This is a genomic window from Mesorhizobium sp. M0052 (assembly GCF_040323255.1).
Classification (GTDB): Bacteria; Pseudomonadota; Alphaproteobacteria; order Rhizobiales; family Rhizobiaceae; genus Mesorhizobium.
In genome coordinates this window covers 40,015-64,002 of record NZ_JAMYUS010000018.1, presented here as the reverse complement: position 1 = coordinate 64,002, position 23,988 = coordinate 40,015, and the positions used below count along the sequence as shown (strand labels likewise).

The following is a 23,988-nucleotide window of genomic DNA, read 5'->3' as shown; positions in this document are numbered from 1 at the left end:
CTGGCAATCGCCGCGAACGGACACAGGAAGGGCATTCGGTGCAAACATCGCCTCGCCTTGCGCCCCGAGGGTCGACATCCACTCCGTCGCCCCCCACCCCGTCCACCTGCGCCCCACACCTCTCCCCCGATCGACGGGGGAGAGGAATGGCCCCCCTTCCGCAACTGCTGCGGGACGGGCGGGGCAGCGCAAGCTTTCGCGGTTGGCTCGTCATCAGGTACCGGTCGGACGCTTGCCTCCCCCGCCCACACGCGGCATAGATCGGCCATGACAAGCGAACCTTACCGCCCGCGCCGCTCGGTGCTTTACGTCCCCGCCTCCAACGACAAGGCGCTGGCCAAGATCGCGACGCTGGCCTGCGATGCCGTGATCATCGACCTCGAGGACGCCGTTGCGCCCGCCGACAAGGTCGCCGCGCGGGACAAATTGGCCGGCATTTTCGCCAGCCGACCGAAACGCCGCTGCGAGATGATCGTGCGCGTCAACGCGCTGTCCAGCGAATGGGGCACTGAAGACCTGCTCGCCGCGGCAAAATTCGAGCCCGACGGCATCCTGTTGTCCAAGGTCGCCACGCCGCGCGATATCCTCGAAGTCGGCGACGTGCTCGACGACAATTTTGCCCCCGACAGCGTCAAGCTCTGGGCGATGATCGAGACGCCCAAGGCCATGCTCAACATCGGCGCCATTGCCGAACTCGGCCGCGACCCGGCCTCGCGCCTAGCTTGTTTCGTTGCCGGAACGAACGATCTGGTCAAGGAAACCGGAATTCTGGCGACGCCCGATCGGCGCTACCTCGTGCCTTGGCTGATGCAGATGGTGCTGGCGGCGCGGGCCGGCGGCATCGACATGCTCGACGGCGTCTCCAACGATTTTCGCGACCTCGACGCGTTTGCGCGTGAATGCACCGAAGCCGCCGCCATGGGCTTCGACGGCAAGACGCTGATCCATCCGGCCCAGATCGACGCCGCCAACCGCGCCTTTGCGCCCTCGCCCGAAGCCTTGGCCCAGGCGCGCGCGGTCAAGGATGCCTTCGCCTTGCCCAAAAATGCCGGCAAGGGCGTGATTGCGCTGGACGGCAGGATGGTCGAGCGGCTGCATCTGGCTCAAGCCGAGAAATTGCTGGCGAAGGCCGCCGCCATCGGCGCATGATCCGCCCCGAAAAGACGAACTCACGACAGGATCTGACCCATGAGACTTTACCGCTTTTTGTCCGCCCCCGACGATTCAACCTTCTGCCACAAGGTGACCGCGGCGCTGAACAAGGGCTGGCACCTGTACGGCTCGCCGACCTACGCCTACGACAAGAAGACCAAATCGATGCGCTGCGGCCAGGCGGTGGTGAAGGATATCGACGGCCAGGAATACGGGCCGGATACGAAGCTGAGTGATTGGTAGGGAAGGCGTCAACCTCCGCGTCTTCGTCATCCTAGGGCGAAGCAAGGAGCGAAGCGACGCGACGCAGACCCTAGGCATGGATCCCAGGGTCTTCGCGACGGAGCTTCGCTCCTGCTTCGCCCTGGGATGACAAAGGTGGGGGCTATTCCGCCGCCTCTTCAAGCTTTTCCATATCGTCGTCCGACAGGCCGAAATGGTGACCGATCTCATGGATCAGCACATGGGTGACGATGTCGCCCAGCGTCTCTTCGTTCTCGGCCCAGTAGTCGAGGATGGCGCGGCGGTAGAGGGTGATGCGGTTCGGGCGTTCGCCGGTCTGCGGGTTCCAGCGCTCGGCGATGCCGCGGCCCTCGAACAGGCCGAGCAGGTCGAACGGCGTCTCCAGCGACAGATCGTCCATGATCTCGTCGGTCGGGAATTCGGCGATCATGATGACGATCTCGCCGGTCAGCTTGCGAAAATCGTCGGGCAGATGTGCGTACGCCTCCAGCGCCAGAAACTCGATCTCCTCGATCGAAGGCGAGAGTTCATCGTGCCAGGTGCGGGTCTTGTAGATGCGGGCCATGCTTTGTCCTTTGATCCCGGCATATAGGCTTTCCCTCCGGACTCGGCAAATGGACGGGTACCTGGCCAATGACTGTTTCTTTGCGCCGAATGGCTGCGACCAAAGTCCAAGGTTGGCCTCGCCACCTTTGATCAAGGAATAAATTCCTTCTGACTCTGCTTGACTCTTCCGGCACCCTCTGGAATCTATAGGAACATAACAGGAACAATTGTGAGAGAAATTGACCGTCATGGCGACATCAGCCGTGGCGCGGGAGACTGTTTTTGCCCTGCGCCGCCAGATCGCGAAGATCGAGGGAACGCTGCCCGAGCGCCTGGCCGCGCCGGCTGGCGAGGGGCTGCGCGCGGGTCCTGGCGGCGGTCTCGACGCCGCGCCTGAACCCGATGCCGATGTCACCATCATCCGGCGCGGGCTTGCCGTGGCTTCGCCGGATGCTTTCCTGGCCACCGGCGTCGAGCGCCTCGATGCGGCGCTGAGCGGCGGCCTTCCGAAAGCCGCCTTGAGCGAAATCCATGGCCTTGAGACCCGCAATGCCGGGGCCGTCGCCGGTTTTGTGCTGTCGCTTGTCAGCCTGATCCTCAAGGGCCAGCCCTTGCCCGTGCTGTGGATCGGCACATCGGAGATTTTTCGCGAGGCCGGCTTTCCCTATGCCAGGGGATTGCAGGGCATGTTCGGTCTCGCACCGGAGCAATTGCTGTTTTCCGAGGCGCCGAAACTCACCGATGCGCTGTGGGTAGCCGAGGAGGCCGCGAAGATGACGGCGCTCGCCGCAATCATCCTCGAAATCCGTGGCAGCCCGCAGCGGCTCGACCTCACCGCGACGCGCCGGCTGCACGCGCGCGCCCAAAACGCCGGCCGGCCGGTGTTCCTGCTGCGCCAGGCCGGCGAAGCCGAGCCGACCGCCGCCCCGGTGCGCCTCATCGTGTCGGCTGCACCAGCGGCGAGCCGCCGGACGATCGCCGGGTCGCTCGCCGGCTCGATCGGCCGGCCTGCCTTCACCGTCAGCATCGGCAAGAGCCGCACCGCTCTGCCTGGACAATTCACACTGGAGTGGAACCCCGATGAACACGCATTCGAAGAAAGAAAGCCCCGCGAAAAACGGGCAGAGAATTCTGTCGCTGTGGTTCCCGCATCTGGCGGCAGAACGGATCCTGCGCCAGCGCCTGGGACGGTCGTGGCGTTCCCGGCCTTCGGATCATCTGCCGCCATCTCACCCACCGCTCGTGATCAGCCATCGCGACCGCAACGCCCAGCGCATATCGGCCCTCGACGAGCGGGCTGAGGCGCTGCATCTGAAGCCTGGCATGGGCATTGCCGACGCCCGTGCCATGCATCCCTCGATCGACATTGTCGAGGCCGATCCGGAGGCCGACCGCCGGCTGCTCGAAGGCCTCGCCGACTGGTGCGACCGCTATACGCCGCTGGTGGCGCTTGACGGCGTCGACGGGCTTTATCTCGACGTCACCGGCTGTACCCACCTGTTCGGCGGCGAGCGCGCCATGCTGGACGACATCCTTGCGCGGTTTTTCCAGCAGGGTTTCGTTGTCCGCGCCGGGTTGGCCGCGACGCCGGGTGCAGCCTGGGCGGCAGCGCGCTTTTGCGGCGACCGCATCGTTGTCTCCGGCGAGGAAGAAGCGCTGCTCGCCCCCTTGCCGCTGGCCGCACTGCGCATCGAGGCCGATATCCGCGCCAGCCTGGAAAGCGTCGGTCTGCGCACCGCCGGCGCGGTCATGGCAGCGCCGCGCGCGCCGCTCGCCCGCCGTTTCGGCGCGACCTTGCTGTTGCGTCTTGACCAGGCGCTCGGCCGCCTCGACGAGGCGGTATCGCCGCGCCTGCCGGTGGCGCCCCTTTCAGTCGAACGCCACCTGGCCGAGCCGGTCGTGCTGACCGCCGAGATCGAACGGCTGGTGCTCTTGCTGGCGGTGACGCTGAAGGCCGATCTCGAACGCCGCGGCGAAGGCGCAAGGATGCTGGCGCTGCTGTTGTTTCGCGTCGACGGCGCCGTCAGCCGCATCGCTGTCGGCACCTCGCGTCCGCTGCGCGAACCGAAGCTGATCCAGCGCCTGTTCCATGAGCGGCTGGCCGCGCTCGAACAGGACATCGATGCCGGCTACGGCTTCGACCTGGTTCGGCTTTCGGTGCTGGCGGCCGCCGACTTCGACATGCAGCAAGCCGATTTGACCGGCGAGGCCGAGGATGACGACGCCGACATGGCACTCTTTGCCGACCGCATCCGCGCCAGGCTCGGGGACAGTGCGGTGCTGAAGCCGGTCGCCCTCGAGAGCCATCTGCCGGAGCGCGCCGTCGCCACCATCCCGTTCTCGGAAGCGCCACAACGCAAAACACCGCCCAGGAAGCCCGGCTCGAAAGACGCGCCGCGCGCAACCATCTTCCCGCCGGAACGGCCGATACGGCTGTTCCGTTCGCCCGAGCCGATCGAGGTGCCGGCCACCGAAATGCCGGAGGGGCCGCCGATGAATTTCCGCTGGCGCCGCGCGCTCTACCGGGTCGCGCGTGCCGAAGGGCCGGAGCGCATCGCACCGGAATGGTGGCGTGAAACGTCAAGCGATCCGGTCACATCGACGCGTGACTATTTCCGGATCGAGGATGCCGAAGGCCGCCGCTACTGGCTCTACCGGCAAGGCCTCTATGGCAACCCGCAGCTGCCGCCGCGCTGGTTCATGCATGGGGTCTTCGCATGAATGCGCTGACCGTCATCCCCTATGCGGAATTCGGCATCCAGTCGAACTTCTCCTTCCTGCGCGGCGCCTCCAAGCCGGAGGAGCTGGTGGTGGCGGCCAAATTCCTCGGCTTTTCCTCGATCGGACTGGCAGACCGCAACACGGTGGCCGGCGTCGTGCGCGCCTGGCAGCAGGCCAAGGTCGAGAAGCTCGCCTATCACCCCGGTTGCCGCCTGGTGTTCGGCGACGGCACGCCGGACATTCTCGCCTATCCGCAGAACCGCAAGGGCTGGGGCCATCTCTGCCGCATGCTGACGCAAGCCAATTTGCGCGATGAAAACGAGAAGGGCGCGACCCTTCTCCAGCGCAGCGACCTGCTCGAATGGGGCGACCTGCTGTCGCTGGCGGTGCTGCCGGATCTCTCGGCGAATGCCGACGATCCCCTGGCATTGGTCCGTCAACTGAAAGACCGTTTCGGCGCTAATTTGCGGCTAGGCATGGCGCCGGATTATCGCGGCAATGACCGTTTCCGCATCGAGCAGGCGGCGGGCATGGCGGACATCGCCGGCGTGCCGCTGATGGCGACCAACGACGTGCTTTATCACAGCGCCGAGCGCCGCTCGCTGCAAGATGTGCTCACCGCCATCCGCCTCAATTTGCCGGTCGCCGAGGTCGGGCTGGAATTGACGGCCAACGCCGAGCGCCATCTGAAGCCGCCGCTGGAAATGGCCCGTCTCTTCCGCCGCCATCCACGGGCGCTGGCCGAGACGCTGCGCTTTGCCGGCGAACTGACCTTCTCGCTCAGCGACCTCCAGTACAATTATCCCGACGAGCCGACGCAATCAGGGCTTGGGCCGCAGGCCGAGCTAGAGCGTCTGGCCAGGGAGGGGGCCGCCACGCGCTATCCGGCGGGCGTCCCCGCTTCCGTCTTGCAGCGCATCAGTGAGGAGCTCGCTCTGATCGAGCGTCTGAATTATGCGCGCTATTTCCTGACCGTTTACGACATCGTCCAGTTCGCCCGCAATGAGGGCATTCTGTGCCAGGGCAGAGGCTCGGCCGCCAACTCGATCGTCTGCTACTGCATCGGCATCACCGAGGTCGGCCCCGAGCGCATCGACACGTTGTTCGAGCGCTTCATTTCCGAGGAGCGCAACGAGCCGCCCGACATCGACGTCGATTTCGAGCATGAGCGGCGTGAGGAGGTGATCCAGTACATCTACTCCAAATACAGCGCCAAGCGCACCGCGCTGGCTGCCGCCGTCATCAGCTATCGCGGCCGCTCGGCGCTGCGCGAGGTGGCCAAGGCCATGGGCCTGTCGGACGATGTCCGCAGTGCGCTCTCCAGTTCGATCTGGGGCTGGTCGACCTCGGAGCTCGGCGAGAAGGAGGCGCATGCCGGCGGCCTCGACCGCAACGAGACCTCGACCCGTCGCGTGATCGCCCACGCCAACGAGATCATGGGCTTTCCCCGGCACCTGTCGCAGCATGTCGGCGGCTTCGTCATTACCCGCGACCGGCTCGACGAGATCGTCCCCATCGTCAAGACGGCGATGGAGGCGCGCAAGATGGTCGAGTGGGATAAGGACGATCTCGACGCGGTGAAGATCCTGAAGGTGGATATTCTGGCGCTCGGCATGCTGACCTGCCTCAAACGCGCCTTCACCTTGCTCACCGACTATTATCCGAAGGCCCGGGATGATTACGGCCGACCCTATGTGCTGGCCACCCTGCCGCCGGAAGAGAACGACGTGTACGACATGATCTGCCGCGCCGACACGCTCGGCGTCTTCCAGATCGAATCGCGCGCGCAGATGTCTATGCTGCCGCGTCTACGCCCGCGCGAATTCTACGACCTGGTCATCGAGGTGGCGATCGTGCGGCCCGGTCCGATCCAGGGTGATATGGTGCATCCCTATCTGCGCCGCCGGCAGAAAAAGGAAATGCCTGAGTACCCCAAGCCGGAACTGGAAGAAATCCTGGGCAAGACGCTGGGCGTGCCGTTGTTCCAGGAACAGGCGATGAAGATCGCCATCGTCGCCGGCGGCTTCAGGCCGGGCGAGGCGGACGAACTACGCCGCGCCATGGCCACCTTCAAGCGCACCGGCACCATCGGCAATTACCGCCAGCGCATGATCGACGGCATGGTCGGCAAGGGATACACCAAGGACTTCGCCGAGCGCTGCTTCAAGCAGATCGAAGGCTTCGGCGAATACGGCTTTCCCGAAAGCCACGCCGCCTCCTTCGCTTTGCTCGTCTATGCCTCCTGCTGGTTCAAGACCTTTTATCCCGACGTGTTCTGCGCCGCGATCCTGAATTCGCAGCCGATGGGGTTTTACCAGCCGGCCCAGCTGGTGCGCGACGCGCGCGACCATGGCGTCGATATCCGCGACGTCGACGTCAATTTTTCCGACTGGGACTGCACCCTGGAGAAAGCCCAATTCGATCCGGGCCGCATCCTTGCGCGCCATGCCGAAATGCGCGGTGTCATCAAGACCCGGTGCGCCGTCCGGCTTGGCTTCCGTCAGATCAAGGGCTTGGCCGAGAAGCGTATGGAAGCTTTCACCGCGCGGCGCGGCGCCGGCTATACAAGCGTCAGGGATGTCTGGCTGCGCTCGGGTCTCAATGTCGGCGAAATCGAAAGACTGGCGCAGGCTGACGCCTTCCGCTCGCTCGGCCTCGACCGTCGTGAAGCCTTGTGGGCGGTGCGCGCGCTGGATGGCAAGAGCGCCGCCGAACGGCTGCCGCTGTTCGACCAGCCGGCGATCCGGCTGCGCGAACTCGAGCCCGAGACAAAACTGCCGACAATGCCGCTCGGCGAGCACGTCATCCACGACTACCGCGCGCTCGGCCTGTCGCTGAAGGCGCATCCGGTCGCCTTCCTGCGCGAGCGGCTCGACCGCGCCGGCGTCATTCCCAATGCCAATCTCGGCTCGGTGCGCGACGGCAGGCGGGTCTCGGTCGCCGGCCTGGTGCTGGTGCGGCAGCGGCCCGGCAAGGGCAATGCGATCTTCCTGACGCTGGAAGACGACAAGGCCGTCGCCAACGTCATTTTCTGGGAGCGGACCTTTACCCGTTTCCGGCCCATCGTCATGGGCGCGCGCTTCGTCAAGGTCACCGGCAAGCTGCAGTCGGAATCCGACGTCATCCACATCGTCGCCGAGAAGATCGAGGATTTGACGCCGTGGCTGACGGTGCTGCTGGAAGAGATGACGCCGGCTGCCCGGCCCGACATTGCCACCCTCTCGGACAAAGCTGAAAGGGTCATGCCCAAGGGGCGGAATTTTCAGTAGGCAAATGCAGGGCGGTCGGGAGCCCATGACATTAATGCCGGCAAGGGCAGAGGGGGGCGCAAGGATCGCCAACAGAATGGCTTCTTAGGCTGAGGTCCGTTTGAACCACCCCTGGCCCTTCAGCCCGGCCCACCCAATCGCGGCGGCGACAGCACGTCTTCCGCCGAAATAGTCCGCGCCTCCGAGGGCAGCATGATCGGGATGCCGTCGCGCACGGGATAAGCGAGCTTGGCAAGCCGCGAGATCAACTCGCCGCGCACCGGGTCCCAGGCCAGCGGCCCCTTGGTCAGCGGGCAGGCCAGCAGCTCCAGCAATTTTGGATCGACATTGACCGACTTGCCGTCACGCCCATCCGCAGCCATTGGATCCCCCTTCAGCCATCGGCTCAGCCCTTATTGCAGGCTGGAGCCAAAGTCCTCATTCTCGCGCGCCAGCGCCATTTCGGTGATCGCGATCAGCGTCTCCGCGCGGGCTTTCAGGTCGGGCGCCTCCAGCAGCGCCTGTTTCTCGGCCGGTCCGTAGGGCGCCATCATCGACAGCGCATTGACCAGCATGGTGTTCTCGGCGCGGCTGACGCTTTCCCAATCGGCTTCGAGATCGTTGGCCTGCAGATAGGCGCGAAACGCTTTCAACAGCGCCGGCCGGTCGATCTCGCTTGCCGCCTGGTCTTCGGCGAGATCGGTGAGGAACGGCGCCAGCTTGCATTGCCGGAACGGCGTCTTCACCGGCAATTCGCTGGTGATGCGGAAACGGCAGACGCCCTGCAGCGAAATCAGATAGCGGCCGTCGCCGCTCTCGGCCATCGAGATGATGCGCCCGGCGCAGCCGACATTGCACAGTTCCGGCTCGCCGTCGGCGCGCAACGCGCCATTGAGGCTGGGCTGGACGATGCCGATCAGCCGCGCGCCGACGATCGCCTCATCCACCATCTGCAGATAGCGCGGCTCGAAAATGTTGAGCGGCATGCGCCCGCCCGGCAGCAGCAGCGCGCCGGCAAGCGGAAACACCGGAATGGTTGCCGGCAGATCCTTGCCGACCCGGTAAAATGCGTTTCCGACCTGCACCTTCACTCCTCCGACCCGCTTCGGGCGCGATGTTATCGGCCTAATCTGGCGCGGCGGCCGCCGACCGCAAGGCCCGACAGCCACGCCCGGCAATTTGGCCGGCAAACGGCTCAGGAAAACAGCAGCGACGACAATTTGCGCCGTGCCGCCAGCGTCGCCTCGTCGGTCATGCCCCAGGCCTCGAACAGTTTCAGCAGCTGCGCCCTGGCGCCGTCCTCGTTCCACGTCCGGTCGGCTTTTATAATCGCCAGAAGATTGTCGGCCGCCGCATGGCGCTCGCCCCTGGCGTTCTGGATCATGGCGAGGTCGAAACGCGCCTGGTGGTCGCCGGGATTGGCGGCCAGTCGCTGCTCGAATTCAGCTGGATTGCCAAGTGCTGCCGCTTCCGCAGCCAGCGTCATCTTGGCACGCAGCGCGGCAAGTGCCGGCGCATTCTTCTTGGCCTCCGGCGCCGTTGCCAGCAGCGCCTCGGCGCCGTCGCTGTCGCCGGCCTCGAACAGAAGCTCGCCCAGCCCGGCAATCGCCTCGATCGTCTCCGGCGCCTGCGCCAGGATGGCGTCGTAAATGTCGGCTGCGGTCTGCGCATCGCCCGCCGCATGCGCTTCCGCCGCCGCGGCCAGTGCTTCGGCGACGGGCGGCGCGCCATTGCCCTTGCCGCCGACCTTGGTGATGAACTCGGCGATCTGGCTCTCGGGGATGGCGCCCATGAAGCCGTCGACAGGCTGGCCGTCCTTGAAGGCGATGACCGCCGGGATCGACTGGATGCCGAGCTGGCCGGCGATCGAGGGATGATCGTCAATGTTCATCTTGACCAGCTTGACCTTGCCGCCGGCGGCCTTGATCGCCTTTTCCAGAAGCGGCGTGAGCTGCTTGCAGGGCCCGCACCACGGCGCCCAGAAATCGACCAGTACCGGCTGTTTGCGCGATTCCTGGATGACGTCGGCGGCGAAAGTGGCGGTCGTGGTGTCCTTGATCAGCTCGCCAGCGGCAGGTGCTGCGCCGGGTGTCGGGCCAAGTGCCGACTTGGCCGGCTCGGCGCCGCCATATTGCACGGACGTGGTGTACTGGCCAGAATTGCCGCCGAATTGGCCGCCAAACGGATTGTTGTTGTCGCTCATGTCGTCGCCCTTCCGATCGCGCCCAGCGGAGCAGCGCGACGTCCTTAACTAGAGGTCAGTTTTCGCCATCCATGTGGCGATCAAGCCGAGACTTTCAAGATAGCAGCATCATGTCCGGTTGCCTCGACGAATCTGATGAGGTCGGCGGACGCGATCGACGTCGTCGCCTCATTGGTCAGCGGATGCGCGTTGACTGTCGCATGTGCCATCAAATCCTGGTCGAGCACCACTTTGACCCGTCTTTCGGTGTCGTTGATCAGCCCGAACACGGTGACCGCGCCCGGAATGACACCGAGCAGCTCCATCAGCATCTCCGGCTTGCCGAACGACACCCGGCCGGCGGCGCCGATGATCGTGTGGATCTGCTTCAGGTCGACGACCGCCTCCTCGCCGACGCTGACCAGGAAGAAATTGTCCTTCTTGTCCTTGAGAAACAGATTTTTCGTGTGCCCGCCCGGTATCTCGCCGCGCAGCGACTGCGAATCGGCCACCGTATAGAGCGGCGGATGGCGCACGGTCGACACTGATATGCCGAGATCGGCAAGAAAGGCGAAAAGCTCGGCTTCGGTCTTCGGCATTGGTGGTCTTCCCCTGTATCGGCGCGCGGCAAAGCCGTTTACGGCCAATGATGCCGCCGAGACAAGACCGTCATGCGGGAAGTCGATGAACCACCCGCGTGGCCGACAAGGTTCCGCCAAGCGATTTGGCGCGACCAAAAAGCCCGTCATTTCCTTGTTGCAATCGCCGCGCTCTTCAGCCATATAGGCCCGGCTTGCGGCCCCGAGGGCCGTGTGAGCGGGTGTAGCTCAGGGGTAGAGCACAACCTTGCCAAGGTTGGGGTCGAGCGTTCGAATCGCTTCACCCGCTCCAGTTTCCTCTAGGGGAATCAAGCGATGAAGAGGCGCCTTTCGGGGCGCCTTTTGCTTTTTCCAGACCGGCGATGTAAGCGCGTTGCGGGACACTTGTTCTCCCTCAGAACCAGGCGCAGGTAAGACGGCGTGGCGCACAATCCCTCGGGTTCAATTTCGGCGAAAGGCGGCACCGCATCCGAAGCGCTTGCTTGGCTGGCGTTGCGGAACGCCGCGTCCGAATGCGGCTCAGGCTCGCGCTTGATCGACCCGCAGCCCCTGCGCGCACTCCCGGCGGGACGCAAGTGGGCGCATGAGATCGCCAAGGTGATCTTCGATGGCCTTGTGGCAGGAAGCCTTTCGGTGCCGGGGCAACTGGCTGCCCGGTGGGACAGCTTCGGCGGTGCCATCACAGCGTTGATCATCGAACTCAGCAAGATCTGGGACAATCCCGCAGCGGCTCGCCGCGTCCAGTACCAGCTTGAGCAAATGCTTCTCGAAGCCGACGATCTTGCCGCGCCGCGCAGGCTGGCGCGAACGCTCGGAGTTCGCGTCGACGCTCGCAATCCGACCGCGACCGAACTGCCGGAAGGCATCGATCAGATTTATGCCCATCTGATGCTGGATGGCCGGATCGAGGCTGTCGTGCAGTTCGGTGCACTCGGGACTGTGACGAGCGATCATTGGATTGAATTGATCCTGGATGTAGTGCCTGCTGAGCGGCTTGCGGGAGGATCGCCTGCACCGCAAAAGGGCGCCGGCGCGACCACGTCAAACACGCCTGCAGCCGAGGCATCGTTGACCATGGCGGGAAGCGAGCCCGATCCGGAAAGCCACTTCGGCAAACTCGCGCAATTGGCCGCACAGGCGCGCGACCTGGTTCGGTCGAGCGCTGAACCGTCAGAGCCTGTTGCGCCGCGCCGGGCACGGGTCGCGGACAAGCACGACAGGGACCGCACGGCGTTCTGGAATCGCCATTTCGCAACCGAGGATCCCTGGAACTACGGTTCGTCCTATGAGCAGGAAAAATATGAGCGCCAGCTCGAAATTCTGCCTCGCGGTTCCATTGGGCGGGCGCTTGAACTGGCCTGTGCGGAGGGTCATTTCACGCGGCAGCTGGCGCCTCGCGTCGGCCATTTGACCGCAACCGACATCTCCGCCATAGCCGTCGGGCGGGCCCGCGTGCGATGCACCGATCAGCCGAATGTCGAGTTCGGCGTACTCGATTTCGCTGCCGACACGCTGCCGGGTGAGATGGATCTGATCTTCTGTTCGGAGGTGCTCTACTATCTGGACGATCTCGCCGAGTTGCGGCGCATCGCCAAGAAATTTGCCGAGGCGTTGGCGCCTGGCGGTAGTTTCATCAGCGCACACGCATTCGTGCTGCGTGACAATGTCGAAAAGACGGGCTTCGACTGGAACACATTCGGTGCCCAGGCGATCTCCGAGACGCTGGCAGCGACCGAAGGCCTGGTGCTCGAGCAATCGATCCAGACCGAGCTCTACCGCATAGACCGCTTCCGCCGCCTATCGCCGGGCGATGTGGCGACGGACCCGGTGATCGATCATGTGCCGATCCGCGCGCCCATCGAAATCGGCGTCGCGCGAAATATCGTCTGGGGTGGGGCGCGAGCCTTGCGCCGCGACGTCGCACGTAACGAGCAGCGCCAGCATATCCCTGTCCTCATGTATCACGGCGTTGCCGATGAAGGTCCGGCCGCGCTCGCTCGCTTTCGGCTCACGCCCGCCGCATTCGCCAGCCAGATGGGATGGCTGCGCGCCAATGGCTTTCACGCCATTGGCTCCGAGCAGCTGGAAGCATCCATCGCCAACCGTCAGCCTTTCGTCGGCCGCCCGGTGCTCATCACTTTCGATGACGGCTTCCAGAACTTCGCCGACCATGCCTGGCCGATCTTGCGCGCCAACGACCTGAACGCGGAAGTGTTCCTGGTGACGGACCTGGTGGGCGAAAGTGCAAAGTGGGACACCGACATCGGTCCGCCGACGCCGCTTATGGGCGCCGGGACGGTGCGACGCCTCGCTGCCGAAGGCGCCTTCTTCGGCAGCCACATGGCGACGCATCGCGCCATAGATGGTCTGTCGAGCGCTGACCTGGCCGCCGAGCTCCTGCGCTCTCGTCTGTTCATCGAACGCTGGACCGGCCGGCCAACCAGGGCGTTCGCGGCCCCCTTCTCCGTCACCGACCGACGGCTTGGCCGGCTGGCTAGGGAGTGCGGCTATCGAGTAGGCTTCGGCCGCAGGCACGGGCCGGCGGACCTCCATAGCGATCTCATCGACCTTCCGCGCATCGAGATTCGCGGCGACCGCTCGCTCGATGACTTTGTCGCCACTGTCGAGGCCGTGCTCGGATAAACGGTGAACTTGTCAGTTCATTATTGGGCGACTTGCGACACGGCTGACATCAGCTCCTTCGGGTTTGGGGCGCCAAACATGTATCGCCCACCCTCCGGGACCTCCGTGAAGCTCCAGCGGACGATCCCCTGCCGGTCCAGCAGGAACTGACCAACCAGTTGTCCGTGTCCCGTGGCCATCATCTGCTCGTCGGCTTCGGTCAGTTCGTAGTGGTCCTTCTTGTCGAGGATTGCGGCGGCTGTCATCGGATCCATGGGACCGGGCAATTCGCCAGGTATGTCGACCCGCATGTCCTGTGCCGCTGCCATCGCGACCTTGTACGGCCAGTTCGTCTCGTTCTCGGTGAATTCGAGATTGGGCAGTCCAAAAGCACGATGTGAAGCGCGTTCCGGGTCCGACGCCGCAAGCAGGTTCGGCATTGGATGGTAGCGGAAATAGAGCCGCGCCCGTTCGATCGGCGTGTTGACCACCGTCAGGCTCTCCACGCCCTTTTCGCGCAGCTCCGGATCGAGACGCGCCTGAGCGGCGATGTGGCGCCGGCAAAACGCACAATGCAGACCTCGAAACAGGCCGACCAGCACCGGTTTTTGCCCGCGAAAGTCGTCAAGCGCAATCTTGCCTTCCTGGGTAATGGCGTCGAGTATCAGGTTCGGCGCCCGGTCGCCCGGTTGAAGCGGTATCAATCCACTAGGCGCGGACATGTCAAACCCCCTATCCCGGCTAGTCGAGAAAAGGCAGCACCACAAGCGCTTCCGGGTCGAGCCCGTGCTGGGCGCATATACCCTGCGCCAGGGAAAAGTAGCGTTCGGCCTCGGCCAGATTGTCGAGGTCGAGATTAAGCGTTGCGAGTCCATCATAGCACGGAAACAGCAGTTGGGGCTCGCCCGTTTCGCGGGCTACCTCCAGTGCTTCGTGGAACAAGCCGATCGCCAGTTCCGGATGGCCGTTGCACTGGTGGATCTGCCCAAGCACGATCAACGGCACTGGCAGGTGCTCGCGCTGGTCGAGCGCCCGGTCAATCTCGATGGCCTTCTCGGCAGCAGGCACGCCCTCCGTTGGACAGCGATCCGTGAAAGTACAACAAGCTACCGCCAGATTGGCGAGGAGGCGCGCCTGGAAACCCAAATCGCCAATACGGCGCGCCACTTCAAGACCGCGCCGACAGACCTCCATCGCCTTCGCCGGATCGATGGTCGTGTAGAGCACCCCGAGATTGGTGTAGCCGCGGCAGGCCGCGCCCAGCAGACCGGCGGCTTCGGCCAATTCAATGCTGCGCTCAACCTCACGCACGGCTTCATGGTTTCGCCCAAGGCGAGCCAGCGCAACAGCCTTGGTATTAAGTGCCTCGGCGGTCACGAGGGTGGCATCATCGGAGACATGTTCCGTTGTCAGAGAGCGTACGCAATCCAGCGCCGCGTCTGCCCATTTTGCCGCGAGAGTGTGATCTCCGCTGCGGAACGCCTGTCGGCCACGTTCTTGCCAGAGATGCGCCTGCTCGATCGGGGCATCCGCTCCATCGAGGAGCGCTGCCGCTTCAGCGTAGCGCGATTCCGCGTCGTCCCGCTTGCCCACGTCCCAAAACAGCCGACCGATCTTGCGCAAAACGCGCGCCGCCGCGACACGATCGGCTGACTCGCGATAGGCCTGCAGCACCGCCTCGTAGTGGCGGTGTGCAATCTCGCGGCGGCCTGCCGGGCCGCTCAAATCGGCAATGCGCTCTGCAATTGCCAGTTTGAGCGGTGTTTGCCCGATCGCGCCCAACGCAGTCAGTGCTCGCTCGTAGAAACGAAGGGCGTCGTCATTGGCGTATATCATGCGAGCGCGATCTCCCGCCGCCTGCAGGTAATGCGCGCCCCTCTCCCGCTCGGCGCTCTGAGCGAAATGATGACCGAGCACGGCCAGATCCTCGAACCGTTCCGGCTTGTCGCCGCACAGTTGCTCCAGGGCGGCACCTACCCGGCGGTGGATGTCGGTCCGGCGTTGCAGGAGCAGATTCTGGTAGATCACGTCCTGCAGCAATGTTTGCGTAAAGCGGTAGCTTTGCGACGAGACCGAGCCTGATCCGGCAACTTCCTCGATGATTTCCGCATCGCAAAGCAGTTCGCAGCCCGCTTCCAGTCGGCCGGGGTCGGCTGCCACGGCTTTCAGAAGCGTGGCATCGAAGCGCGGGCCGATTACCGCGGCTTCCTGGGCCAACCGGCGCACCTCTTGCGGCAGCCGGTCGACGCGAGCAAGCAACATTGCCTGGATCGTGGCGGGGATGCCGGTTGCGACTTCGCCTGCCACGGTCCGCCATTGCTGGCCCTCGCGCACCAATACACCGCGATCGATAAGGCCGCGAACGATCTCCTCCAAGAAAAGCGGGTTGCCGCCCGCGCGCTCGAGGATCTGGTCGAGAAGCCCTCCTGCGGCGTTTACCCAGCTCTCGCCGAAAAGCGCCGCCACCAGGCGGCGTCCGTCATCGCTGTCGAGCGGCGAAAGCCTGAGCGCTGTGTGGCTGACCCGACTTGAGTCGAGTTGGTCGTTGTCCGACGCCGGACGATGCGTGACCAGCAACATCAGCCGCGTGCGTTCCAGTCTGTCCATCACGAAACGCAGTGCCTCGAGCGAGACGGAGTCGGCCCAGTGCAGGTCTTCGACGACAATCAACAGCGGCGACAACGCAAGCCGCCGTTCCATGATTGTGCGGACCGCGTAGAGAATTTGCCGCCGCAGCTGCTCGGGCTCGACATGCTGCAAGGTGGCATCGGGGTCGCCGAGGCCAAGCACATGGTAGAGCAAAGGCATCAGCCGCTTCGCCTCCTCGCCCTGCAGGCCGAGATCGGCAAGCAAGGCTGCGAGCTTGCCCCGCATTTCGTCCCCATTGTCGTTTTGCATCATCCCGGCAGCGCTGCGCACCACTGCACCCAGGGCGCCAAATGATTGTTCACCCAGCGGTGAGCACGTGGCCTGCCGCACGGCGACGTTGCGAAAACGATCCTCGTCGCCGACGCGGGCGACGAACTCCTTCACCAACCGCGACTTCCCGATACCGGCTTCGCCGACGAGGCGGACAAGCTGGGCCGAGCCGCCGCACGCCAAGTCAAGGCTCGCCAGCATTCTGTTGAGCTCCGCATCACGACCTATTATGGGCGCACTGAGGCCGAGCGCCTCGAGCCCGCGCGCTGCACGCGGCGCCGCAAGCGGTGCATCCAGTCGGTGGACGAGCACACTGCCAGCCTTGCCGCGAAAGACGACATCGCCCAGCGACTCGTACGAGAAGGCATGCCGGGTCAGCCTGTGCGTGAGTTCGCCCACCAGCACCTCACCCGGTGCAGCCAGCGATTGCAGGCGTTGCGCCGTATTCACCGTGTCGCCGGTCACCGAATAGGATTTGGCGGTGCCGATGCCCAATCCGCCAGTAACGACCGGACCCGTGTTTATGCCTATGTGGAGCAGCAGCGGCGAGCCGGAGTGGCGGGTGCTTTCACCGAGCCGCGCCGTCCGGGCGATCATGTCGAGAGCGGCTCGAAGCGCACGTTCCGGATCGTCCTCATGCGCGACCGGCGCACCGAATAAGGCGAGCAGAGCGTCGCCGATGAATTTGTCGACGAAACCACCAAAGCCTTGCACGGCCGCCGTCAATTCCTTGAACAGTTCGTTCTGCAGCGCCTGCATGACCTCGGGGTCGAGCTGCTCGCTGAGTGTCGTGAAGCCGCAGAGATCGGCGAACAGCACCGTTACCGTTCGTCGATCGGCGTCGGAGACGGAATGCGGCCCCTCTTCGCTTTCGATGTTCGGCGATGGAGCTCGAGAGGGCTGCGCAATGGTGCGGCTTGGTGTCGGAGCAGGCCGTTCGGCAGCTTTTGCGGACGCACCGACGCTTGCCCCACATTTAGGACAGAACTCGAAATCAGGTGCGCAGGCGTAGCCGCAACTGGCGCATGGCACGGGCTGGCGGCGGCCACACTTCGGACAGAAGGCGTAACCGCCCTCGATCTCGAAACCGCAGCCCGAGCAGTTCATGGACACCTCACCAGAGCATGATGCCGAAGAGTGTGAAGCGGTTTTCGGACGACATCATGCTCTATCTCTTTGACCTTGGGCCATGACGCGTGATCTCGCCACGCTCGTCACGGCCGGGGTATTCACAAGGATGAACCGATAGTCGTCAACCGGCAAGCGGCAGCGCAAATGGGCATCGGTCTGGGTTCGGCGGTGGAGCACTGCCGATACGGGCGGCTGCGTGGCCGTGATTTGCGAAAATTTCCTCGTCCCGCCGTCTTCCTGCTATGATGGAGATGAGGAGGCGACCCATGAGCGAGAACCGTAAGCTGGCCGCAATCCTGGCTGCAGATGTGGTCGGATACAGCCGGCTCGCGAGCGCGGACGAAGATCGTACCTTGGCGCGGTTGCGGGCACTGCGCAGCGACCTGATCGATCCGATCATTGCAGTGCACCACGGGCGGGTTATCAAGCGTACCGGAGATGGGGCACTGGTTGAGTTTCGCAGTGTGGTCGATGCCGTGCGCTGCGCCGTTGAGATTCAAAACGGTATGGTTGAGCGCAATGCCGGCGTACCGCAGGAGCGCCGCATCGAGTTCAGGATAGGCATCCATCTGGGCGACGTGGTCGAAGAGAGCGATGGCGACCTGATGGGTGACGGCGTCAACATCGCCTCGCGTCTGGAGGGCGTTGCGGCGCCCGGCGCCATCTGCCTGTCCGAGGATGCCTATCGCCAGGTCAAGGCCAGGCTTGACCTCTCGGTCAGCGATCTCGGCAGCACACAGCTCAAGAACATCGCCGAGCCGATCCGGGTGTATTCGCTGCAGGTCGGCGCCGGGGCCAAGGTGGCCGTGACCTCGCAAACCCCGACGAGCCCTCCGGCTGCGGCAGCGCCGCCGAAACTGTCGATCGCCGTGCTGCCGTTCGCCAATATGAGCGGTGATGCCGAACAGGACTACTTCGCCGACGGCATCTCCGAAGACATCATCACGGCGCTGTCCAAACTGTCACAGCTCTTCGTCATCGCTCGCAATTCGTCGTTCATCTTCAAGGGCCAGAACGTCCATGTGCAGGATGTCGGCACGAAGCTCGGCGTGCGCTATGTCCTTGAAGGCAGCGTACGCAAGTCGGGGAACAAGGTACGCATCACCGCGCAGCTCATCGATGCAATTTCAGGCGGCCATCTTTGGGCGGAGCGGTTCGATCGCGATCTGACCGACATATTCGCCGTGCAGGATGACGTGACGCAGCACATCGTCGGTGCGCTGGCGCTCAATCTGACCGACGATGACCGTCTGCGGCTGGCGCCCGAACACCAGCGCAATCCGGAGGCGTATGACTGTTTCCTGCGGGGCCGGGAGCTGTGGCACCGGCTGACGAAGGACACGAACGTCGCGGCCCGCGAGCTCTTGCAGCGGGCCATCGAACTGGACCCGAAATTTGCCTCTGCCCACGCTTTCCTAGCCCTCACGCACGGGCTCGATTACCTCAACAGGTGGGGTGCGTCGGACTCGATGGCGCAAGCGGAAGAGGCAGCAACGCGAGCGGTAACGCTGGATGACAGCAATCCCTGGGCGCACTGGGCGCTGGCATCGGCCAAGCTTTACACACGACGGCACGATGAGGCCATCGGCGAGGTCGAGCGCGCGATAGCTCTCAATCCGAACTTCGCCGAAGCGCACGTCGCCCGCGGCGAGGCGCTGTATTATTCGGGTAGACCCGCGGAGGCGCTAGAGAGTTTCGCCCGGGGAAAGACCTTGAATCCATACTTTCCGGATGTGCTTCTGCACTTCCAGGCTTTGGCATCGTTTCAACTGGGAAGGTACGAAGAGGCCGTCGACCTCTTGCTGCAACGGCTGGCTCGCAACGCTGTCACCGACGTCTCGCGTGCGCTTCTGGCCGCATGCTACGGCCATCTGGGCCGTTTGGAGGAGGCCCATACGGCATGGCAGGACCTGCTTCGCGTCAATCCCGCCTATTCGCTGGAACACCGTCGCAAGGTCTTGCCTTACAAGAACCCTGCCGATTTCGAACTCATGGTCGAGGGGCTCCGCAAGGCCGGCGTGGTGCAATGACGGGCTAAAGCCCGGCCGGATCAGAGGCCCGAGGCCCGGCCGATCTTGCGCCATCGGGCGTTTTCGCGAACCGGTTTCAGGTCATCGGTCGTCTCGGCAAATGTCCGCAACCGGTATTGCCGCAGCAGGTCCGGGAACAGCGCCCCTTCCGGCAGTCCGGCAAGCTGCTCGCGGACCGAGATCTTTTCATCGATGACCCGCATGCCCCAGGCATTTTCCCGAACCTGCAGCTCGGCGGCCAGATCGCGCTCTTCTGGCGCGTTTTCATCAAGCGCAGCCAGCAGGATCGAGTGGAAAAGCGCGACATAGCCAATCTGTCTCAGGCCGCCCACAACCCGCACGCGCGGCAATATGGCAAGGGCAAGGAACATCAGGAACAAGTCCGGCAAAAGCAGGCCGTCCAGCAGTGCCTGCTGGAGATGCGGCCGCTCGAACGGGATGGAAAGACCATGCGGCCTGTCAGGCTCGATCAGCCGCCCGTTCTCGAGGACGAGCTTGCGCACGCGCTGCTCGCGGATGCCCCAGAAATAGTCCGTGGCATTGGGCAGGAACCTGCCAAATGGGCCCGATGCGGCTTCTTGCAAGGCATGGTCGAGACGCCGGCGCCTTGCGGGCTCGAGGAGCAGCCTGGAAAGAAGGCTGCCTTCATCTTCCAGATGCCGCGACACGACAGTCGCGGCCAGCCTATCATCGATGAAAACCGGCCGAGCCATGCCGGAACGATCCCAATCGGCGACCAGATCCTCGTTGAGTTCTGTCAGCGCATCGGCGGCGGTTGCAAACACCTTGTCCTGGCTGGCAAGCAGCGTGCCCAGCCAGCTTCTGGCATCCGTCTCATTGCCCACCGTTTCGAGCGCGCGCCCGTTGAGGGCGACGGGACCGGCCGCGCAGGCGCTTTTGCGGCACAGTTTGTGGCGCCCCATGCCAAACAAATTGACCTTGTCGTCGCCGACTTCGAGCCATCCCGGCCCCTCCCGGCCGGTTGTCTCCATGGTCATGGTCGTTCCCATGAAGCCGAAAAAAGCCGACAGCCTGTTTTCGACCGCGCCGAGCCAGGCAAGCAGCAGGGCATCGAAGGTGATGCGATCCATCAGAAGCAGGCAGTGCAGGCCGGACTGGATAACCGGTCTGTGGTCGAATTCGTTGAGGGCCTTGCCGATCGCTTCAGGCTGCATGATCGCACCGAGGCGCTGCTGCAGGACGTCGCGCAGGATCGAGCGGGCAGCAATCGACGGGGCCGATCCAGGCCTTGCCACCGGCCGCCACAGATGGCGGGCATAATCGGAAACCGGTGCATTCCAGTTCTGCTCGATGTCACGCACGACCTCCGGGCAGAGCAGCGACAGCACGGCCAAAATGTCCACCGGAGGGGCAAGGGCAGGGACGGTGGTCATCAGAACCGCAGCCGGGCCATGCTCAGGAGGTCGTGGTACTGCCCGTCGGTAAAACCGGCCTTCACATGCCGGCCTTCGACCTCGAAGCCATGGCTTGTGTAGAGACGGATGGCCGGTTCGTTGTCGGCATAGACAGTCAACTCGACCCGCTTAAGGGCGCGCCAATTGTCGGCCACGTCAAGCAGCGCGCCTAGGATGGCAGAGCCGATGCCTCTGCCGACAAAACCATCGTCAAGGCCGATATTGATCTCGCCGATATGCGAGCGGCGCGGCGAACCCTGCGCGACCAGGCTGCCATGGCCGACAACCTTGCCGTCCGACTCGGCAACGATCCAGGTGGTTTCCGGGCCGGACTTGGCGATGCGCCGCTCCACCTGCTCCACCATCTCGAATGGCATCCTGAGTGTGCCCCAGCGGAAGCCCGGCATATTGAAGATAGCGCAAAGCGCCTCGGCATCGCTTGGCCGGACGGCCCGGAGCTGCGGCTGGATTTTCTCTAGGGGTGGCGTGCTGGTCATGGCTTTTCCGGCTACAGCAATTCCAGGAAAAGTGTGAGCGGTTTTCCGTCCGGAATTGCGTCAGAACAAAGGACAGAGGCAATATGCCCGGCACGATGCACCGGACGTCACCTGAAAATCCAGCCGTCTCTGCGACCTATGCCGATTGCGCGGCAAAATGCCGGGGGGCGGCGTAGAATTTGAGGATACCGCTGATGCCGATCCAGCCGAAAAGGGCAAGCCAGCACAATGTCCCGGCCGCCGTCCAGTCGATCCGGTGCACGGCGGCGTCGGTGATGACGAGGCCAAGAACGGCAAGCAGGCCAACCAGAAACTGCGCCAGGCCGAGCACCAGCAATTCCTCACGCGGCGCACTTCTCCAGAGGAGATAGGTGCCGCCTGCACCCGCGAGGAAGATGGCACTGTAGACCTGGGCGTGGAAGGCATCGATCGGCCATGGCCAGAAGCCACCGAATGTCAGGGGAAACAGCAACAGGCCGACGCCGTAGACCCCGAGGATCGTCATTTCCACCGGTAGGTAGGCGCGCCATGCGGGGTTTAAGATCACGCCTTTTGCAGAAGGGCGGGCCCTTGCCCGCCACAGGAACAGCGCGGATACAGCGGCCGACGCAAGATAGACCAGAAACCATAGCCAGGGGGCTTTGCGCTCGAAGTTGAAATAGCCAAGGTTGATGAACGAAGCCGCCGACACGATGACGGTGAAGATGAAGGCCATGACCAGCACGAGCCTGCCGGGCGACCAGCGATTCCAGACCAGCAGCGCCGCCATCACTGCCATTTCGGCGGTGTAGAAGCCGCCGAGGAAGCGGGCATTGAACGGCGTGACGGCCCAGGGCCAGCGCGGCTTGACCAGCGCGGGCGCGAAAAACAGGCCGGCCCCGACGATCAGGACGATGATGACCCCCGCCGAGAAAAGGCGCAGGGCCGCCGGAAACGGCGGGTTGTCGCGTGTCGGCATGGAGAAAACCCCAGAGATGAATGCCCCATGGGCTATCATAGTTTGGAATTCAACAAATGGAAATTGACCTGTCACCAGGCTTGTCCATTCGAATGGCCGTACGGTCCATTTCGCAGTATGATGGAGCGTTCGGGTCGAAGATCGGTCCGGCCAACACGCCTAGAGCCGGATGATTTCAGGTCTGTCCGACCTGAAATCTGAATCCGCCTCTAAATCAGGAAATAGAGCATGATGTCGTCCGAAAACCGCTTCACACTTTTCGGCATCATGCCCTAACGGCGCAATTTCCGGAGCCTGCACGATGACCGAAGCTCAGGATCTGTTCTCGCTTCTGCGGCAATCGACCGATGTCGATCCGCAGGCAATCGACGCAATCCGGCAAACCATCGCCGAGGGCAAGGACCGCGAACTTTGCCGCATCAATGCGCTGGCCTTCGCCAGCAAGCATGGCCTCGACGAGGAACGCACCATAAGCGCCTTTCTCCATGCGGCGCGGGTGGGCATCTTCGACATTTCCTGGAATGTTCTGTGCCCCGGCTGTGGCGGCGTGCTCGACACCAACGCCACGCTGAAAACCATGCAGAAGGACGAATACACCTGCGCGCTGTGCTCCCAGGGCTATTCGCCGACACTCGACGAGATGGTCGAGGTGACATTCACCGTCAGTCCCCGTGTGCGCAGGATTGCCGCCCACAATCCACACGAACTGCCGTTGGTGGAATATTACCGCCAGATCTACTGGGCGTCCGGGGCCGATCTGCCGGACGAGGATCTGGCGGAAAAGATGGAAGCGTTCTCGCTGGAAGATATTGAGCTTGCGCCCGGTGAAAAGGCGGTTCTGCACATCCAGCTTCCGCCCCAATTTATCATCGTCTTCGAGCCGGTCACGCATTCGGCCCAGTTCATCGACGCGAAGGGCGAACCGGCAAAAGAGCGGCGAAACCTCTCTCTGGCCTTCGACCGCGACCATGTCCAGAGCCAGACGCTGGAGATGCAGCCCGGCCCGTTGCGCATTTCGCTGGAAAACAGGACCGACACGCGCGTGCTGCCGACGGTCTTCATCGCCTGCCCGGTATTGCATGATTTCCTGGGCAAGCGCCGGCCCTTCGTGACCGCCAAGCGCCTGCTCACCAACCAGACGTTCCGGGATCTCTATCGCACGGATACGCTCGACATCAACCAGCGCCTGAAGATCACCAGCCTGACCTTCCTGTTCACCGATCTGCGCGGATCGACCGAGCTTTACGAGCGGGTGGGCGATCTTTCAGCGTTCGATCTCGTGCGCGAGCACTTCCAGGTTCTGCACGAGATCGTCGCGGCGGAGGCAGGCGCGGTTGTGAAGACGATCGGCGATGCGGTGATGGCGACCTTCGCGACGCCTGACCGTGCGATTGCCGCGGCGCTGCGGATGCGCGACGCCATGCGGGCCCTAAATGACAAAAGCGGGCGCGAGGACCTTCTGCTCAAGATCGGTGTTCACGCCGGCCCCTGCATAGCCGTGTCCATGAACGAGCGGCAGGATTATTTCGGCCAGACGGTCAACATTGCTTCGCGGGTCCAGAACCTCGCCAACGCACAGGCGATCTTCGCCACGCGTGCGGTGGTCGACGATAATCTCACCGCCGATCTGTTGCACAGGAACGCGCTGACGCCCGTGCCGCACGAGGTCTCGCTGCGCGGCATCGAGCGGGAGATTGCGGTTTATACGATCCCCTGAAGAGTTCT

At 63.8% G+C, this 23,988-nt stretch carries 18 protein-coding genes and 1 tRNA gene; 9 read left to right on the top strand and 10 right to left on the bottom strand.

From position 1 onward, the window contains the following. Positions 1 to 267: 267 nt before the first annotated feature. Together NKJ77_RS23015 and NKJ77_RS23010 are read left to right on the top strand one after the other, a co-directional pair. On the top strand, positions 268 to 1,149 hold the full coding sequence (locus NKJ77_RS23015; RefSeq protein ID WP_352535806.1) for an HpcH/HpaI aldolase/citrate lyase family protein: 882 nt from the start codon (positions 268 to 270) through the stop codon (positions 1,147 to 1,149). 39 nt (positions 1,150 to 1,188) lie between these two features. Next, the gene (locus NKJ77_RS23010) at positions 1,189 to 1,395 is read left to right on the top strand and encodes a DUF1737 domain-containing protein (protein WP_023673921.1); all 207 of its coding nucleotides are present in this window, start codon (positions 1,189 to 1,191) and stop codon (positions 1,393 to 1,395) included. 142 nt (positions 1,396 to 1,537) lie between these two features. Here NKJ77_RS23010 and NKJ77_RS23005 read toward each other — a convergent pair whose 3' ends face one another. Further along, positions 1,538 to 1,960 (bottom strand): metallopeptidase family protein, encoded by a 423-nt coding sequence (locus tag NKJ77_RS23005; RefSeq protein WP_352535805.1) that lies wholly within the window; start codon positions 1,958 to 1,960, stop codon positions 1,538 to 1,540. Between the two features lie 229 nt (positions 1,961 to 2,189). Here NKJ77_RS23005 and NKJ77_RS23000 point away from each other — a divergent pair, with 229 nt between their 5' ends. The 3 genes from NKJ77_RS23000 to NKJ77_RS22990 are packed head-to-tail and all read left to right on the top strand — an operon-like array spanning position 2,190 to position 7,931. Then, the gene (locus NKJ77_RS23000) at positions 2,190 to 3,242 is read left to right on the top strand and encodes an ImuA family protein (protein ID WP_023730283.1); all 1,053 of its coding nucleotides are present in this window, start codon (positions 2,190 to 2,192) and stop codon (positions 3,240 to 3,242) included. After that, entirely contained in the window at positions 3,184 to 4,662 is a 1,479-nt protein-coding gene (locus NKJ77_RS22995) for a DUF6504 family protein (RefSeq protein ID WP_352535804.1), read from the top strand. The genes NKJ77_RS23000 and NKJ77_RS22995 overlap by 59 nt, the downstream gene beginning before the upstream one ends. Beyond that, positions 4,659 to 7,931 (top strand): error-prone DNA polymerase, encoded by a 3,273-nt coding sequence (locus NKJ77_RS22990; RefSeq protein WP_023745940.1) that lies wholly within the window; start codon positions 4,659 to 4,661, stop codon positions 7,929 to 7,931. Before NKJ77_RS22995 ends, NKJ77_RS22990 begins: the two co-directional genes overlap by 4 nt. Positions 7,932 to 8,050: 119 nt before the next feature. On the opposite strand, the gene NKJ77_RS22985 is transcribed toward NKJ77_RS22990, so the two are convergent. The 4 genes from NKJ77_RS22985 to NKJ77_RS22970 all read right to left on the bottom strand — a co-directional run bounded on the left by NKJ77_RS22985 (position 8,051) and on the right by NKJ77_RS22970 (position 10,691). Further along, positions 8,051 to 8,293 (bottom strand): Trm112 family protein, encoded by a 243-nt coding sequence (locus tag NKJ77_RS22985; protein WP_023672122.1) that lies wholly within the window; start codon positions 8,291 to 8,293, stop codon positions 8,051 to 8,053. A 30-nt stretch (positions 8,294 to 8,323) separates the two neighbouring features. Next, a complete protein-coding gene (locus NKJ77_RS22980) occupies positions 8,324 to 8,995 on the bottom strand; it encodes an LON peptidase substrate-binding domain-containing protein (protein WP_023730286.1) in 672 nt (223 codons plus the stop codon). Positions 8,996 to 9,105: 110 nt separating this feature from the next. Continuing rightward, complete coding sequence (gene trxA / locus NKJ77_RS22975) at positions 9,106 to 10,113, bottom strand: thioredoxin (RefSeq protein WP_352535803.1); 1,008 nt, start codon at positions 10,111 to 10,113, stop codon at positions 9,106 to 9,108. Between the two features lie 80 nt (positions 10,114 to 10,193). Then, positions 10,194 to 10,691: a prolyl-tRNA synthetase associated domain-containing protein gene (locus tag NKJ77_RS22970; protein WP_023710270.1), complete on the bottom strand. Its 498-nt coding sequence runs from the start codon at positions 10,689 to 10,691 to the stop codon at positions 10,194 to 10,196. A gap of 217 nt (positions 10,692 to 10,908) precedes the next feature. Here NKJ77_RS22970 and NKJ77_RS22965 point away from each other — a divergent pair. After that, a tRNA-Gly gene (locus NKJ77_RS22965) sits at positions 10,909 to 10,983 on the top strand. A gap of 128 nt (positions 10,984 to 11,111) precedes the next feature. Next, positions 11,112 to 13,334 (top strand): SAM-dependent methyltransferase, encoded by a 2,223-nt coding sequence (locus tag NKJ77_RS22960; protein ID WP_023831898.1) that lies wholly within the window; start codon positions 11,112 to 11,114, stop codon positions 13,332 to 13,334. A 20-nt stretch (positions 13,335 to 13,354) separates the two neighbouring features. Here the strand turns inward: NKJ77_RS22960 and NKJ77_RS22955 are convergent, their stop codons facing one another. Then, positions 13,355 to 14,035, bottom strand: coding sequence for a redoxin domain-containing protein (locus NKJ77_RS22955; RefSeq protein WP_023672127.1), 681 nt, complete (start codon positions 14,033 to 14,035; stop codon positions 13,355 to 13,357). Positions 14,036 to 14,054: 19 nt separating this feature from the next. Further along, complete coding sequence (locus NKJ77_RS22950; protein ID WP_023672128.1) at positions 14,055 to 17,339, bottom strand: adenylate/guanylate cyclase domain-containing protein; 3,285 nt, start codon at positions 17,337 to 17,339, stop codon at positions 14,055 to 14,057. Between the two features lie 290 nt (positions 17,340 to 17,629). On the opposite strand from NKJ77_RS22950, the gene NKJ77_RS22945 reads away from it, so the two are divergent. Further along, entirely contained in the window at positions 17,630 to 19,393 is a 1,764-nt protein-coding gene (locus tag NKJ77_RS22945; protein ID WP_023831899.1) for an adenylate/guanylate cyclase domain-containing protein, read from the top strand. A 20-nt stretch (positions 19,394 to 19,413) separates the two neighbouring features. Here NKJ77_RS22945 and NKJ77_RS22940 read toward each other — a convergent pair whose 3' ends face one another. The 3 genes from NKJ77_RS22940 to NKJ77_RS22930 all read right to left on the bottom strand — a co-directional run bounded on the left by NKJ77_RS22940 (position 19,414) and on the right by NKJ77_RS22930 (position 22,263). Then, the gene (locus NKJ77_RS22940) at positions 19,414 to 20,787 is read right to left on the bottom strand and encodes a hypothetical protein (protein ID WP_352535802.1); all 1,374 of its coding nucleotides are present in this window, start codon (positions 20,785 to 20,787) and stop codon (positions 19,414 to 19,416) included. After that, on the bottom strand, positions 20,787 to 21,305 hold the full coding sequence (locus tag NKJ77_RS22935) for a GNAT family N-acetyltransferase (protein ID WP_023672131.1): 519 nt from the start codon (positions 21,303 to 21,305) through the stop codon (positions 20,787 to 20,789). Before NKJ77_RS22935 ends, NKJ77_RS22940 begins: the two co-directional genes overlap by 1 nt. Before the next feature lie 136 nt (positions 21,306 to 21,441). Beyond that, positions 21,442 to 22,263 (bottom strand): hypothetical protein, encoded by an 822-nt coding sequence (locus NKJ77_RS22930; RefSeq protein ID WP_023831900.1) that lies wholly within the window; start codon positions 22,261 to 22,263, stop codon positions 21,442 to 21,444. A 301-nt stretch (positions 22,264 to 22,564) separates the two neighbouring features. On the opposite strand from NKJ77_RS22930, the gene NKJ77_RS22925 reads away from it, so the two are divergent. Next, positions 22,565 to 23,980, top strand: coding sequence for an adenylate/guanylate cyclase domain-containing protein (locus NKJ77_RS22925; protein ID WP_023685078.1), 1,416 nt, complete (start codon positions 22,565 to 22,567; stop codon positions 23,978 to 23,980). Positions 23,981 to 23,988: the final 8 nt, after the last annotated feature.

Excerpts from the sequence above, each read along its gene's own strand:
- NKJ77_RS23015 (WP_352535806.1), top strand. The coding sequence starts at position 268 with ATGACAAGCGAACCTTACCGCCCGCGCCGCTCGGTGCTTTACGTCCCC.
- NKJ77_RS23010 (WP_023673921.1), top strand. The coding sequence starts at position 1,189 with ATGAGACTTTACCGCTTTTTGTCCGCCCCCGACGATTCAACCTTCTGC.
- NKJ77_RS23005 (WP_352535805.1), bottom strand. The coding sequence starts at position 1,960 with ATGGCCCGCATCTACAAGACCCGCACCTGGCACGATGAACTCTCGCCT.
- NKJ77_RS23000 (WP_023730283.1), top strand. The coding sequence starts at position 2,190 with ATGGCGACATCAGCCGTGGCGCGGGAGACTGTTTTTGCCCTGCGCCGC.
- NKJ77_RS22990 (WP_023745940.1), top strand. The coding sequence starts at position 4,659 with ATGAATGCGCTGACCGTCATCCCCTATGCGGAATTCGGCATCCAGTCG.
- NKJ77_RS22985 (WP_023672122.1), bottom strand. The coding sequence starts at position 8,293 with ATGGCTGCGGATGGGCGTGACGGCAAGTCGGTCAATGTCGATCCAAAA.
- trxA (WP_352535803.1), bottom strand. The coding sequence starts at position 10,113 with ATGAGCGACAACAACAATCCGTTTGGCGGCCAATTCGGCGGCAATTCT.
- NKJ77_RS22970 (WP_023710270.1), bottom strand. The coding sequence starts at position 10,691 with ATGCCGAAGACCGAAGCCGAGCTTTTCGCCTTTCTTGCCGATCTCGGC.
- NKJ77_RS22955 (WP_023672127.1), bottom strand. The coding sequence starts at position 14,035 with ATGTCCGCGCCTAGTGGATTGATACCGCTTCAACCGGGCGACCGGGCG.
- NKJ77_RS22950 (WP_023672128.1), bottom strand. The coding sequence starts at position 17,339 with ATGAACTGCTCGGGCTGCGGTTTCGAGATCGAGGGCGGTTACGCCTTC.
- NKJ77_RS22945 (WP_023831899.1), top strand. The coding sequence starts at position 17,630 with ATGAGCGAGAACCGTAAGCTGGCCGCAATCCTGGCTGCAGATGTGGTC.
- NKJ77_RS22940 (WP_352535802.1), bottom strand. The coding sequence starts at position 20,787 with ATGACCACCGTCCCTGCCCTTGCCCCTCCGGTGGACATTTTGGCCGTG.
- NKJ77_RS22935 (WP_023672131.1), bottom strand. The coding sequence starts at position 21,305 with ATGACCAGCACGCCACCCCTAGAGAAAATCCAGCCGCAGCTCCGGGCC.
- NKJ77_RS22930 (WP_023831900.1), bottom strand. The coding sequence starts at position 22,263 with ATGCCGACACGCGACAACCCGCCGTTTCCGGCGGCCCTGCGCCTTTTC.
- NKJ77_RS22925 (WP_023685078.1), top strand. The coding sequence starts at position 22,565 with ATGACCGAAGCTCAGGATCTGTTCTCGCTTCTGCGGCAATCGACCGAT.